The organism is Pseudomonas sp. KB-10 (genome assembly GCF_018221585.1).
In the GTDB taxonomy this organism is placed as follows: Bacteria; Pseudomonadota; Gammaproteobacteria; order Pseudomonadales; family Pseudomonadaceae; genus Aquipseudomonas; species Aquipseudomonas yangonensis.
Genome location: NZ_QYYB01000001.1, coordinates 502,754 through 516,041 on the forward strand (window position 1 = coordinate 502,754; position 13,288 = coordinate 516,041).

A 13,288-nucleotide genomic window follows, 5' to 3' on the forward strand; every position below is an offset into this window, starting at 1 on the left:
TCATAGGCGTTGTACGCCGCAGGGGACACTCTCACCTTGAAGACTTTCGACCAGCTCAGCGTGATCGGCCTGCGTGAGTGGATCAATCTGCCCGAGCTCGGCATCATCGGCTTGCGCGCCAAGATCGACACTGGCGCCAGCACCTCGAGCCTGCACGCCAGCGATATTCAACCGTTCCGGCGTGACGGCGAGGACTGGGTGCGCTTCACGGCCTACCTCGGTACTCAGGTACAGCGTCGTCATCGCTGCGAGGCGCCGCTGGTGTCGGTCAAACGCATCAAGAGCTCCAACGGCCAGGCGCAGAGCCGCTACGTGATCCGCACCCATCTGGCCCTCGGTGATCTGCTGTGGCCGGTGGAATTCACCCTGGCCTGCCGCAAGACCATGCGCTATCGCGTACTGCTCGGCTCCAAGGCGCTGATCACCGGCCAACTGGTGGTCAACCCGGCACTCAGTTATGTGCAGGACAAACCCTCCCTTTCCTCGTCCCTTCCAGGTGCCCAATGAAGATCGCCGTGCTGTCGCGCAACCCGCGCCTGTATTCCACCCGTCGACTGGTGGAGGCCGGGCAGCAGCGCGGCCATGAGATGGTGGTGATCGACACCCTGCGGGCCTACATGAACATCGCCAGCCACAAGCCGCAGATCCATTACCGCGGCCAGCCGCTGGAAGGTTTCGATGCGGTGATCCCGCGCATTGGCGCCTCGGTGACCTTCTATGGCTGCGCGGTGTTGCGCCAGTTCGAGATGATGGGCGTCTACCCGCTCAATGAATCGGTGGCCATCAGCCGTTCGCGTGACAAATTGCGCGCCCTGCAGCTGCTGTCGCGCAAGGGTATCGGCCTGCCGGTGACCGGTTTCGCCCACTCGCCGGACGACATTCCCGACCTTATCCAGATGGTCGGCGGCGCGCCACTGGTGATCAAGGTACTGGAAGGCACTCAGGGCATGGGCGTGGTGCTGGCCGAAACGCACAAGGCCGCCGAGTCGGTGATCGAAGCCTTCCTCGGCCTCAAACAGGACATCATGGTGCAGGAATACATCCAGGAAGCCGGCGGCGCCGACATTCGCTGCTTCGTGGTCGGCGACAAGGTAATCGCCGCGATGAAACGCCAGGCCAAGGCCGGCGAGTTCCGCTCCAACCTGCACCGCGGCGGCAGTGCCAGCCTGATCAAGATCACCCCGGAAGAACGCATGACCGCGGTGCGTGCGGCCAAGGTCATGGGCCTTAATGTCGCCGGGGTGGACATCCTGCGCTCCAACCACGGCCCACTGGTGATGGAGGTCAATTCCTCGCCGGGCCTGGAAGGCATCGAGACCACCACCGCCAAGGACGTGGCCGGAATGATCATCCAGTACCTGGAAAAGAACGCCGAACCCGGCCAGACCCGCACCAAGGGCCGCGGATGAGCGCTGTGTTCGATGGCCGTGTGGCGCTGATCGCACCGGCCTCAGCCATTGCCGAAGATGTGCTTGAGGCGACCCTGGCCCAGCTCGATGTGCTGGGCGTGGATTATCACTTGGGCAAACATGTACGCGCGCGCCATCGCTATCTGGCCGGCACGCAGGAGCAGCGCCTGGAAGACCTGCATCAGGCCTTCAGCCTGCCCGATATCGACGCCGTCTGGTGCCTGCGTGGCGGCTACGGCTGCGCACAGTTGGTGAGCGATATCGACTGGGCCTTGCTGCAACGGGCCAGCCCGCGCCCGCTGATCGGGTTCTCCGACCTGTCGATTCTGCTCAGCGCTTTCGCGCAACGGGACCTGCCGGCCATTCATGGCCCGGTGGCCACCGCACTCGGCCATCAGGTGCTCTCGGCGCCAAGCGGCCACCGCGAGCGGCTGGCCTCGATGCAGGCACTATGGAATTTGCTCAAGGGCCAGCATCGTCAATTGCCGCTGCGGCATATCAGCGGCCCGCAACATGCCATTGACGGCACCCTGCAGGGCGGCAACCTCACAGCCCTGGCCAGCGTCTGCGGTACCGACGCGGAACTGCACCTGGCAGAGGATTCGATCCTGATCCTGGAGGACGTCGGCGAGCCGTATTACCGACTGGAACGCAGCCTCTGGCAACTGCTGCACAGCTTTGCCGGAAGAAGGCCACGGGCGGTGTGCCTGGGCGGTTTCACCGATTGCCCGCGGCGCGGCGTGCACCACAGTCTGGAGCAGATATTCAGCGAATATCTGGCGCCTCTGGGCATCCCTCTCTATGGCGAGTTGCCCAGCGGCCATGGCGACAGCAATTTCCCCTGGCCCTGCGGACAGAAGGCGCGTCTGGGCGGCAGCAGCCTGAGCTGGTAAAGCGTTTCAGCGCTGGCGCGCCTGCATCCAGGCGAGAAACTCCGCCTCCGTCATCGGTCGGCCGAATAGATAGCCCTGGCCCAGGGCGCAACCCTGCTCGCGCAGGAACGCCAACTGACTGTCCTGCTCGATGCCTTCGGCCACGCATTCGAGATCCAGGTTGCGCGCGATCATCAGAATGGTCTGCACCAGCATGCGCCCGCTCGCCGCGCCGTCCAGATCGGCGACGAAACTGCGGTCGATCTTTAGCCGGTCCAGCGGCAGGCGCTTGAGGTAGGTGAGCGACGAATAGCCGGTGCCGAAGTCATCGATGGCGAAGCGCACGCCCTGCGCCTTGAGCCGTTGCATATTGCCGATACAACGCTCGACGTCCTCGACCAACACGCCCTCGGTAATCTCCAGCTCCAGAGACTGCGCCGGCACTCCGTGATCCCGCAGGCACTGCTCGACGCGTTCGACGCAGCCTGCCTGACGCAATTCGCGCGGGCTGAGGTTGACCGCCAGCACCAGCTGCGGCCACTGCGCCTGCCAGCGCGCCAGGGCCGCACAGGCCTGTTCCAGCACCCACTGGCCGATGTCCTGGATCAGCCCCGGTTTCCTCCGCCAGCGGGATGAACTGGTCCGGGCCGACCTCGCCGCGCTCGGGATGCATCCAGCGCAACAGCACCTCTGCGCCAGCCACGCTGTCATCGGCCAGCATCAGCTGCGGCTGGAACACCAGTTGCAGCTGCTGGCGGGCGATGGCCTGGCGCAGCTCGCCCTGCAGCTGCAGGCGCTGGTCGATGGCCGCCTGCATCTCCGGGGCAAAGAAATGCAAGGCGTTGCGCCCGGCGTGCTTGGCCCGGTACATGGCGGTGTCGGCCTGCTTGAGAATGTCCGCGGCCTGCTGCAGGCCCATCGGGTGCAGAGCGATACCGATGCTGGCACTGATCGCCAGCTCATGACCATCGACCAGGCAACTGCCCTGCAGCCCGCGCAACAGTTTTTCCCCCACTGCCGCGGCATGCTCGGCAACGGCCTGCGGCTCGTGACCCAGGGCTTCGAGCAGCACCACGAACTCATCGCCGCCGAGACGCGCCAGGGTGTCCTCGGTACGCAGTTCGCGCGCCAGGCGCGTGGTCACTTCCACCAGCAGCGCATCGCCGATGAGATGGCCGAGGCTGTCGTTGACCGTCTTGAAGTGATCCAGATCGATGAACAGCAGTGCGCCCAGGCTACCCTCGCGATTCTCCCGGTCCATGGCGTGCTGCAGACGGTCGAGCAGCAGACGGCGATTGGGCAGGCCGGTGAGCTCGTCGCTGTATGCCAGGCGTTCGATCTCACGCTGGTAACGCTGGCGCTCGGAAATATCGGTGACGCTGGCGCGAATCAGCAGCGCCTCGCCGGGCATACGCACCAGGCGCACCTCGCACGGGAGCTGACGCCCGGCACTGTCACGGTGCGTCCACTCGAACACCGGCGCTTCGCCGGCCACGGCCTGACGCATGAATTTCTTGCCGGCACGCGAAGACAAGCGGCCATCGGCCTGGCGTAGCGGGCTGATGCTCTGGATCGACCGACCGAGCAGCTCTTCGCGGCGATAGCGGAACAGCCGCAGCGCGTTCTCGTTGCACTCGACGATGCCCCCGTCCGGGCTGAACAGCAAAATCGCCTCGGGCGCATGCTCGACCAGGGTGCGATAGCGCGCCTCGGCTTCGTGCCGCGCGCTGATGTCCTCGACCAACAGCAGGAATACGGTCTGCCGGCCACTGCCACCACGTACCGCACGCAGGCTGACACGGGTGTACACGACCCGGCCATCGGCGCGCAGGAAGCGCTTGTCCATCTCGAAACCGTCGCTGTCGCCCAGCAGCACCTGCTCCACACTGGCCTGCTCGGCCGGCAGATCGTCCGGGTGCGACAGTTGCTGCCAGCTGCTGGCCAGCAATTCATCGCGGCTACGGCCGAGAATGCTGCACAGCTTCGGGTTTACCTCTTCCCAACCGAAGCTCTGGGTGGTCAGCGCCATGCCGATCAACGGCGCCTCGAAGAACAGACGCAGGCGTTCGTCGCGCTCGCGCAGCTGCGACTCGGCGCGCTTGCGCTCGCTGATGTCCTGCACCACGCCATAGATGCGCACCAGGCTGCCGTGTTCATCGCGTTCGGCCATGCCGCGCAGGCGCACCAGCCGGCCGCCCAGGCGCGACGCCAGACGGACCTCGATATCCAGATCATCCATCCCGCTCGAGGCTGCCTGCAGCGTCTGCATGATCAGCGCCTGGCTCGGTGTGTCACAGTAGTCCAGCGACTGCTGCAGATCGGGCGGCCCCTGCTGGATGTCACGGTCGACGATACGGTAGCAACCATCGCTCCAGAACATGCTGTAGTCGCTGATTTCCAGCACCCAGCCACCCAGGTTGGCAATGTCCTCGGTCTGGCTGAACAGATGGCTTTGGCGCAGCAGCTGCGAACGTTGCAGTTCGACCTTGGCCGCCAGCTCGACGCGCTCGGTGACATCGTGCTGCAGACCGACGAAATGGCTGATGCCCTGTTCGTCGCGCATGGGCGCCAGCACCACCTCGTTCCAGAACGGCCGGCCGTCCTTGCGATAGTTGCGCACCACGGCATGGCCGCTGCGGCCGTCACGCAGGGCGGCACGCAGTGGTTGCGCTTCCAGCTGGGCAAGATCCTTGCCGAGCAGAAAACGACAGTTGCGCCCCAGCGCCTCTTCGGCGCGATAGCCGGTGATCTGGGTGAACGCCGCATTGCAGTAGACCAGTGGCAGATCGGCCTGACGCGCGTCGGCGATGGTCACCCCCAGCGGGCTGGCTTCCATCGCCAGGTTGGCGCGCGCCAGTTGCCGCTGCATCTGCGCGCTGCGTGCCAGCGCCCGGCGCAGGTCGCTGAGTGCACGCCCAACCACCAGCGCGGCGCCCATCAGCAACAGTGCGGTGAAATGCAGTTGATTATGCTGCAGATCCAGCTCGGTAAAGCTCAGACTGCCGCGCCAAAGTGGCAGTGGCAGAGTGGCGGCGTACACCAGCAATACGCCATACAGCGCCCCCGCGAAGGCGTGCCGCAGTGCCAGCACCAACATGCTGAGCCCCAGCAGCGGCAAGGCAAGCTGCGCCGGCAGGCTGGCGCTGAGCAACAGCAACGCCAGAAACACCGCGCTCGCCAATGACCAGCCGCCGGGCGAACGGCTGATGGGCAGCGTCGCAATAGCCGTATCGCTTCGCTCACGCAGCCAGCCGCGGGCATGCAGCAGCGGGGTGCAGAACGCCAGCAAGGGCGCGGTCAGCGCCAGTAGATTGATGGTGTCGCTCAACCACACCGCCAGACTCGCCTGCGCCCACCGTTCACTGGTCTGAAAGCCGGTAAGCCAGAGGTTGCCCTGCAGACCGAGCGCTACCAGGGTCGCCGGCATCAACACGGCGAAGGCAAGAAATCTCAGTACATCGCTCAGACGCCCCAGGGCCGGATCGAACGAGTGGCGCCGCAACAGCCACCAGCCCAGCGCCACGGCGGCGGTTTCCGGCACGGGGTAGAGGGGCGCCCACTGCCAGGGCAGGCCCCAGAGCGGCACGCTGAACAACGCATTGAGGTACAGCGCCGGCAACACGCGCGGCCCCCACCACAGGCAGAACGCCAGGCCGAGCACCATCGGCAGGTAGCACAGCGCCACCCCGTCGTTCAGGCGGGTCCCCAGGGAAATCCAGGTTGCCAGGTGGAAGATCGGCAGCGGTAGCCACCAGGTCCAGCTAGGCAAGCGGTCGGGTACGGCGGCGGGCATGCAGACCTCGAAGTGATGCGCTGGCACAGCATAGCCCAGTGCCCGGGCGCCTGGCAGCAAATTGCCAGCACCTGAGTGTGGTGACTGGACGGCCGGTTAGACGGCGTCGCGCGGTAGCAACAACCCCAGCGGCAACCGTACGCGGGCTTCGAGCCCACCGCCGCTGCGATTGCGCAGCTCGACGCTGCCACCATGCAGCGCCGCGATGCGCTTGACGATGGCCAGGCCAAGGCCGGTACCGCGCCCGCCACGGGCCCGATCACCGCGGATAAAGGGGTTGAAGATGGTGTCCAGCTCGGCGGGATCGATGCCGTTGCCGCGGTCCAGCACGCTCAACACCACATAGGGCGCGCTTTGATCGCCGGCCAGACTGGCGACCACCTCGACGGCATCGCCACCGCCGTGGTTGAGCGCATTCTCCACCAGATTGGTGAGCAGGCGCTTGGTCGATACCCGGCGCAACGGGAAGGGTGGAATGGCTTCAAGGCACAGGCGCACGCGCTCGCCGCCCTGGTTGTAGGGCGCCAGGGTTTCGCGCACCAGCTCGGGAAAGTCGGCCTCTTCCACCGGCTCGTCGCGGCCGTCGCGGATGAAGGCGAGGAACTGATCGAGGATGGCGTCCATGTCCTCGATATCGCGCACCATGTCCTCGGTCAGTTCCGAATCGTTGTCCATGAACTCCAGCGCCAGACGCAGGCGCGTCAGCGGCGTGCGCAGGTCATGGGAGACACCGGCCAGCATCAGCTCCCGCTCGCGGCCGGCCTGCTCGACGTCCTCGGCCATCTGGTTGAAGGCGCGGTACACCTCGGTCATTTCACTCGGCGTATCGCTCACCGGCAGACGCACGCTGCGCCCCTGGCCGAGCTGGCGAGCGGCGAAGACCAGGCGCTTGAGCGGCGCATTGAGCTGACGCACGAAGATCCAGGCCGCGGCAGTGGATAACAGACCGATGCCGAGGAACCAGCCGAGCACGCTCCAGATACGCTGACCACGCAGCGGATGCGGATACATCGGCACCCGCACCCAGCCATCGCCGAGACTCGGCGCATGCACCCAGAGCGCCGGCGGTGTGGTCGCGCGCACGCGGGTTTCGGTGTCCGGGCCGAGCTCGGTTTGCATCTGCCGCTGGAAAATTTCGCTGTAGGGCCAGTGCTGTTCGCTGGCCGGCACCTTGTCGCGCGGGATGCGCTTGAGCCCGGCGGCCTGGGCGATATGGTCGCGGTCATCGGGGTTGGCCGCCCAGTAGGCCCGCAAGGTAAGCGCCGCACCATGGCTGTACTGGCGGTCGACCAGCACGTCCTCGTTCATCATCAGGTACACCAGCGTCAGTGCCTTGGAGAACAGCACGACGACGAGCACCAGCCAGAGGGTGCGGGCGAAGAAGCTTTGCGGGAACCAGTAGGGGGCTTTCATCAGCGCAGAACCGTAGGAGCGAGCTCTGCTCGCGAAAACGTGGCTTCAATTCGCGAGCAGGGCTCGCTCCTACGCGTCACTTGTTGCCGTCAGGAACGAAGACGTAGCCGACGCCCCAGACGGTCTGGATATAACGCGGCTTGGACGGGTCCGGCTCGATCAGGCGACGCAGGCGGCTGATCTGCACATCGATGGAACGTTCCAGCGCATCCCACTCGCGGCCGCGGGCCAGGTTCATCAGCTTGTCGCGGGTCAGCGGCTCGCGCGCATGCTGCACCAAAGCCTTGAGCACGGCGAATTCGCCGGTGGTGAGCATGTGCACTTCTTCGCCTTTCTTCAGCTCGCGGGTGGCCAGTGACAGCTCGTAGTCACCGAAGCTCACGCTCTCGTCCTCGGTACCGGGTGCGCCCGGTACTACCGGTGCCTGGCGGCGCAACACGGCTTTGATACGAGCCAGCAGCTCGCGCGGGTTGAAAGGCTTGGCCAGGTAATCGTCAGCGCCCAGCTCCAGGCCCTGGATGCGACTGGACTCATCGCCCTTGGCAGTGAGCATGATGATGGGGATCTGGTTGTTCGATTCGCGCAGACGGCGGCAGGCAGACAATCCGTCTTCGCCGGGCAGCATCAGGTCGAGCACCACCAGGTTGAACAGCTCGCGAGCCAGCAGGCGGTCCATCTGCTCGACATTCTCCACTGCGCGTACCCGGTAGCCCTGCTCATCGAAGAAGCGCTCGAGCAGGCGGCGCAGACGGGCGTCATCATCGACGATGAGAATTTTCTCGCCTTCGGCGGCAGGGGCAGCGGACTGGGTCATGGCGTCTCCTTGGACAGCCGTACTAAGGACGGCAAGTGGCGGCATTATCGCTCAGGCGCATGGATGGGCGCTTGAGCCATTGTTAGCAGATTTTTCCCCGAACGGTTCGCAGCTCTCGCGGATGCGGTGTTTATAATGCGCCGCTTTCGTATCTGGCCGGCATGTTTACGGCCGCCCTGTCGCTTCAGTGGGTAGTTTTTATATGGACAGCATCAACAATCGCATCGCCGATGAACTGGGCGTGCGCCCGCAACAGGTCGCCGCCGCCGTGGCCCTGCTCGACGAAGGCTCCACCGTGCCCTTCATCGCCCGTTACCGTAAAGAAGTGACCGGCAGCCTCGACGATACCCAACTGCGCCATCTGGAAGAACGCCTGCGCTACCTGCGCGAGCTGGACGAACGCCGCGTGGCGATCCTCGCCAGCATCGAGGAGCAAGGCAAGCTGACCCCAGAGCTCAAGCGCGAGATCGACCTGGCCGACACCAAGACACGCCTCGAAGACCTGTATTTGCCGTACAAGCAGAAGCGCCGCACCAAGGGCCAGATCGCCCTGGAAGCCGGCCTCGGCGAGCTGGCCGATGCGCTGTTCAACGACCCGAATCTCGCGCCCGAGCAGGAAGCCGAGCGCTTCATCGACGCCGAGGGCTTTGCCGATGTGAAGGCGGTGCTCGAAGGCGCCAAGTACATCCTCATGGAGCGCTTCGCCGAAGACGCCGCACTGCTCGACAAGCTGCGCACCTTCCTAAAGGACAACGCCACTCTCAGCGCCCGCCTGGTGCCGGGCAAGGAAAACGAAGGCGCCAAGTTCAGCGACTACTTCGAGCATGACGAGCCGCTCAAGGGCGTGCCGTCGCACCGTGCACTGGCGATCTTCCGCGGGCGCAACGAAGGCATCCTCAGCGCCAGCCTCAAGGTAGGCGAAGAGCTGCCCGGCACCCTGCACCCCTGCGAGCTGATGATCGGCGAGCGCTTCGGCTTGCAGAACCAAGGCCGCGCCGCCGACAAGTGGCTGGCCGAGGTGGTGCGCTGGACCTGGAAGGTCAAGCTGTACAACCACCTGGAAACCGACCTGCTCGGCGAGCTGCGCGAGAAGGCCGAGGACGAGGCGATCAGCGTGTTCGCCCGCAACCTGCACGACCTGCTGCTGGCCGCCCCGGCCGGCCCGCGCGCCACCCTGGCGCTGGACCCGGGCCTGCGCACCGGCTGCAAGGTGGCGGTGGTCGATGCCACCGGCAAGGTGCTGGAAACCGCCACCGTCTACCCGCACGCCCCGCGCAACGACTGGGACGGCACCCTGGCGATCCTCGCCAAGCTGTGCGCCAAGCATGGCGTCGACCTGATTTCCATCGGCAACGGCACCGCCAGCCGCGAGACCGACAAGCTGGCCGCCGAGCTGATCAAGAAGGTGCCGGGCCTGAAACTCACCAAGGTGATGGTCTCCGAGGCCGGCGCCTCGGTGTACTCGGCCTCGGAACTGGCTGCGCGCGAATTCCCCGACCTGGACGTGTCCCTGCGCGGCGCCGTGAGCATCGCCCGCCGCCTGCAGGACCCGCTGGCCGAGCTGGTGAAGATCGACCCGAAATCCATCGGCGTCGGCCAGTACCAGCACGACGTGTCGCAGCTCAAGCTGGCGCGCAGCCTGGACGCCGTGGTCGAGGACTGCGTGAACGCCGTCGGCGTGGACGTGAACACCGCCTCCGCCGCCCTGCTGGCGCGCATCTCCGGCCTCAATGCGACCCTGGCGCAGAACATCGTGCAATACCGCGACGCCAACGGCGCCTTCGCCTCGCGCGCCGAGCTGAAGAAGGTGCCGCGCCTGGGCGAGAAAACCTTCGAGCAGGCCGCCGGCTTCCTCCGCGTGATGAACGGCGACAACCCGCTGGATGCCTCGGCGGTGCATCCGGAAACCTACCCGCTGGTCGAGCGCATCGCCCAGGACACCGGCCGCGACATCCGCTCGCTGATCGGCGACTCGGGCTTCCTCAAGCGTCTGGATCCGGCCAAGTTCACCGACGAGCGCTTCGGCCTCGTCACCGTCGGCGACATCCTCAAGGAACTGGACAAGCCCGGCCGCGACCCGCGCCCGGAGTTCAAGACCGCCGAGTTCCAGGAAGGCGTGGAAACGCTGAACGACCTCAAGCTGGGCATGGTGCTCGAAGGCGTGGTCACCAACGTCACCAACTTCGGCGCCTTCGTCGACATCGGCGTGCACCAGGACGGCCTGGTGCACATCAGCGCGCTGTCGGAGAAGTTCATCAAGGACCCGCACGAGGCGGTCAAGGCCGGCGACGTGGTCAAGGTCAAGGTGATGGAGGTGGACATCCCGCGTAACCGCATCGCCCTGTCCATGCGCATGGGCGACACCCCCGGCGAGAAAGTCGAGGGCGCGCGCGGTGGGCAACGCGGCAACGGCAACCGCGGCGGCAATACGCCGCGCAGCGAGCGCTACTCCAGCCAGGACAAACCGGCTCCCGCCACTGGCGGCATGGCCGCTCTGTTCGCCAACGCCAAGCAGTTGAAGAAATGACTACGGAAGGCAAGGTCGGCGCCAGCAGCGCCTTTTCCCGCCTGCTCGGTCTGGAGATTCTCCAGGCCGGCGGCGGCGAGGCGCGCGTGCGCCTGACCCTCACCGACGAGCTGCGCAACCTGCACGGCAAGCTGCACGGCGGCGCGCTGTTCTCGCTGATCGACACCGCCATGGGCCAGGCCAGTCACAGCCTGGGCGATGGTGGTCCGAGCAGCGTGACGCTGGAGTGCAAGATCAACTACATCCGCCCCGTTTCCGAGGGCAGCGTGTTGTGCCACGCCAAGGTGCTGCACGCCGGGCGTCGTACCCAGGTGGTCGAAGCCGAGGTGCTGCAGGGCGACAAACTGGTCGCCAAGGCACAAGGCACCTTCGCCTGCATATAAGCGGCGACAAGCCGCAGGCCATAAGCTGCAAGGCATTACGCCTTTAGTTGTGGCCTGCAGCTTGAAGCTTACTGCTGCAGTCCTCATATTGTGGCGACTGCCCAGTTAGGAATTGCATCTTGAGCGATCTTCTCTCCCGCCGCCTGGCCCAGCTCGGCGAGCCGGCCAACCTGTCCCTGCTGGGTGAATGCCTGCACGGCATCGAGCGTGAATGCCTGCGCGTCGACCGCGACGGCCAGTTGGCCCTGACCCCTCATCCGCAGGCGCTGGGCTCGGCACTGACCCATGCGCAGATCACCACCGATTACTCCGAGTCGCTGCTGGAATTCATCACCGGTACCGCCAAGGATCCAGCCGCGACCCTCGCCGAACTGGAGAACATCCACCGCTTCGCCTACGACAAGCTCGATGGTGAACTGTTGTGGAGCCCATCGATGCCCTGCGCGCTGCCGGATGAGGAGACCATCCCCATCGCCCGTTACGGCAGTTCCAACATCGGCCGCCTCAAGTACGTGTACCGCAAAGGTCTGGCGCTGCGTTACGGCAAGACCATGCAGTGCATCGCCGGCATTCACTACAATTTCTCCCTGCCCGAAGGGCTGTGGCAGCTGCAGCAACAGAGCGAAGGCAGCGAGCAGAGCGCGCGCGACTACCAGTCGGCTCGCTATATCTCGCTGATCCGCAATTTCCGCCGCTACAGCTGGTTGCTGATGTACCTGTTCGGCGCCTCACCGGCACTGGACAAAGGCTTCATGCGCGGCCGCCCGCACCAGTTGCAGGAGCTGGATGCCAGTACGCTGTATCTGCCGTACGCCACCAGCCTGCGTATGAGCGACCTAGGCTACCAGAGCAGCGCGCAGTCCGGCCTGACCCCCTGCTACAACGACCTGGCCAGCTACACCGACAGCCTGCGTCTGGCCGTCGGCACGCCCTACCCGGCCTATGTCGAAGCCGGCACCAAGCGCGGCGACGAGTGGCTGCAGCTCAATACCAACATCCTGCAGATCGAGAACGAGTACTACTCGAGCATCCGTCCGAAACGCGTGACCCACAGCGGCGAGCGGCCGATCCAGGCGCTGATGAGCCGCGGCGTGCAGTACGTGGAAGTGCGCTGCCTGGACATCAACCCCTTCCTGCCGCTGGGCATCGACGTGGCGCAGGCGCGCTTCATCGATGCCTTCCTGCTGTTCTGCGCGCTGGAAGACAGCCCGCTGCTGGAGAACGGCGAGTGCAGCAGCTGCACCAGCAACTTCCTCAAGGTGGTCAAGGAAGGCCGTCGTCCCGGCCTGCATCTGCAGAAAGGCAGCCAGCAGGTGGAACTCAAGACCTGGGCCGGCGAGCTGCTCGAACGCATCCTGCCACTGGCCGAGCTGCTTGACCGCAGCCAGGGCAGTGGCGCGCATGTCGAGGCACTGGCGCAACAGCAGGCCAAGGTCGCCGACGTGGAGATGACGCCATCGGCACAGGTGCTGGCGATTCTGCGACAGGGCCAGAGCTTCACCGACTTCGCCCTGCAGCAGAGTCTGCGTCACGCCGAGTACTTCCGCGCGCAACCGCTCAGCGCGGAGCAGCAGCAGGCCTTCGAGAAGGCCGCTCATCAATCGCTGGCCGAGCAGGCGGAGCTGGAAGCGCAGCCCAAGGGCGACTTCGACGCCTTCGTCGCGGCCTATCAGGCCAGCATCCTGGCGCTGGCAGTGTAGCGGCCGCCGGGTGGCAGCCAGGGATGGCATGCCACAAAAAGGTCGACCTCATCACAAAGCCAACCAGCGGAGCAAAAGCGGGGATGGGCGGCCACTTCGGGAGCTGCCCGGCAAGCTAGCATTGCCGGGTAAAGGACGATAGACGAGCAGCGCCCATGGCCGAAGACGCCACGCCGCAATGGAGCCTTGAGAGCCTCACCAAGGCCTACCAGCAAGGCTATATGGCCGGTCTCACCGGCCAGCCCAGAACACGCCAGCCCTACCCTGACGAAATCCCTGCTGCGGCCTGGGAGGCCGGCTGGGACGATGGCTTCGAACAGCTGCGCCTGCAGCAGCACAGCGCCTGAGTCTCTGAACGCACCCTGGGATTGCGCCGG

9 protein-coding genes and 1 pseudogene are annotated in these 13,288 nt (G+C 65.5%); 7 read left to right on the forward strand and 3 right to left on the reverse strand.

The features are described 5' to 3' along the window. The first annotated feature begins 36 nt into the window (after positions 1–36). Genes rimB through DXK50_RS02240 form a run of 3 tightly spaced genes read left to right on the forward strand, consistent with a single transcriptional unit; the run spans position 37 to position 2,302 of the window. A complete protein-coding gene (gene rimB / locus DXK50_RS02230) occupies positions 37–507 on the forward strand; it encodes a retropepsin-like aspartic endopeptidase RimB (protein ID WP_461818195.1) in 471 nt (156 codons plus the stop codon). Beyond that, on the forward strand, positions 504–1,409 hold the full coding sequence (gene rimK / locus DXK50_RS02235) for a 30S ribosomal protein S6--L-glutamate ligase (protein ID WP_161865742.1): 906 nt from the start codon (positions 504–506) through the stop codon (positions 1,407–1,409). The genes rimB and rimK overlap by 4 nt, the downstream gene beginning before the upstream one ends. Continuing rightward, complete coding sequence (locus DXK50_RS02240) at positions 1,406–2,302, forward strand: S66 peptidase family protein (RefSeq protein WP_212629208.1); 897 nt, start codon at positions 1,406–1,408, stop codon at positions 2,300–2,302. The genes rimK and DXK50_RS02240 overlap by 4 nt, the downstream gene beginning before the upstream one ends. Positions 2,303–2,308: 6 nt before the next feature. Here the strand turns inward: DXK50_RS02240 and DXK50_RS02245 are convergent. From DXK50_RS02245 to ompR, 3 genes and pseudogenes are all read right to left on the reverse strand, one after another. Continuing rightward, positions 2,309–6,074: pseudogene (locus tag DXK50_RS02245) on the reverse strand (bifunctional diguanylate cyclase/phosphodiesterase). 96 nt (positions 6,075–6,170) lie between these two features. Further along, positions 6,171–7,487, reverse strand: coding sequence for an ATP-binding protein (locus DXK50_RS02250; RefSeq protein ID WP_161865739.1), 1,317 nt, complete (start codon positions 7,485–7,487; stop codon positions 6,171–6,173). A gap of 76 nt (positions 7,488–7,563) precedes the next feature. Further along, entirely contained in the window at positions 7,564–8,301 is a 738-nt protein-coding gene (gene ompR / locus DXK50_RS02255; protein WP_161865738.1) for an osmolarity response regulator transcription factor OmpR, read from the reverse strand. Positions 8,302–8,503: 202 nt separating this feature from the next. Here ompR and DXK50_RS02260 point away from each other — a divergent pair, with 202 nt between their 5' ends. The 4 genes from DXK50_RS02260 (at position 8,504) to rmf (ending at position 13,258) form a co-directional block, all read left to right on the forward strand. After that, entirely contained in the window at positions 8,504–10,828 is a 2,325-nt protein-coding gene (locus DXK50_RS02260) for a Tex family protein (protein ID WP_212629209.1), read from the forward strand. Continuing rightward, the gene (locus DXK50_RS02265) at positions 10,825–11,211 is read left to right on the forward strand and encodes a PaaI family thioesterase (protein WP_161865736.1); all 387 of its coding nucleotides are present in this window, start codon (positions 10,825–10,827) and stop codon (positions 11,209–11,211) included. The genes DXK50_RS02260 and DXK50_RS02265 overlap by 4 nt, the downstream gene beginning before the upstream one ends. A 119-nt stretch (positions 11,212–11,330) precedes the next feature. After that, positions 11,331–12,911 carry a glutamate--cysteine ligase gene (gshA, locus tag DXK50_RS02270; protein ID WP_161865735.1) on the forward strand — a complete coding sequence of 527 codons (1,581 nt, stop codon included), beginning with the start codon at positions 11,331–11,333 and terminating at the stop codon, positions 12,909–12,911. Between the two features lie 155 nt (positions 12,912–13,066). After that, positions 13,067–13,258 (forward strand): ribosome modulation factor, encoded by a 192-nt coding sequence (gene rmf / locus DXK50_RS02275; protein ID WP_161865734.1) that lies wholly within the window; start codon positions 13,067–13,069, stop codon positions 13,256–13,258. Positions 13,259–13,288 lie beyond the last annotated feature (30 nt).

Bases quoted from the DNA above. Each gene is read 5' to 3' on its own strand.
- rmf (WP_161865734.1), top strand. From the start codon at position 13,067: ATGGCCGAAGACGCCACGCCGCAATGGAGCCTTGAGAGCCTCACCAAG.
- rimK (WP_161865742.1), top strand. From the start codon at position 504: ATGAAGATCGCCGTGCTGTCGCGCAACCCGCGCCTGTATTCCACCCGT.
- ompR (WP_161865738.1), bottom strand. From the start codon at position 8,301: ATGACCCAGTCCGCTGCCCCTGCCGCCGAAGGCGAGAAAATTCTCATC.
- DXK50_RS02240 (WP_212629208.1), top strand. From the start codon at position 1,406: ATGAGCGCTGTGTTCGATGGCCGTGTGGCGCTGATCGCACCGGCCTCA.
- DXK50_RS02265 (WP_161865736.1), top strand. From the start codon at position 10,825: ATGACTACGGAAGGCAAGGTCGGCGCCAGCAGCGCCTTTTCCCGCCTG.
- DXK50_RS02250 (WP_161865739.1), bottom strand. From the start codon at position 7,487: ATGAAAGCCCCCTACTGGTTCCCGCAAAGCTTCTTCGCCCGCACCCTC.
- DXK50_RS02260 (WP_212629209.1), top strand. From the start codon at position 8,504: ATGGACAGCATCAACAATCGCATCGCCGATGAACTGGGCGTGCGCCCG.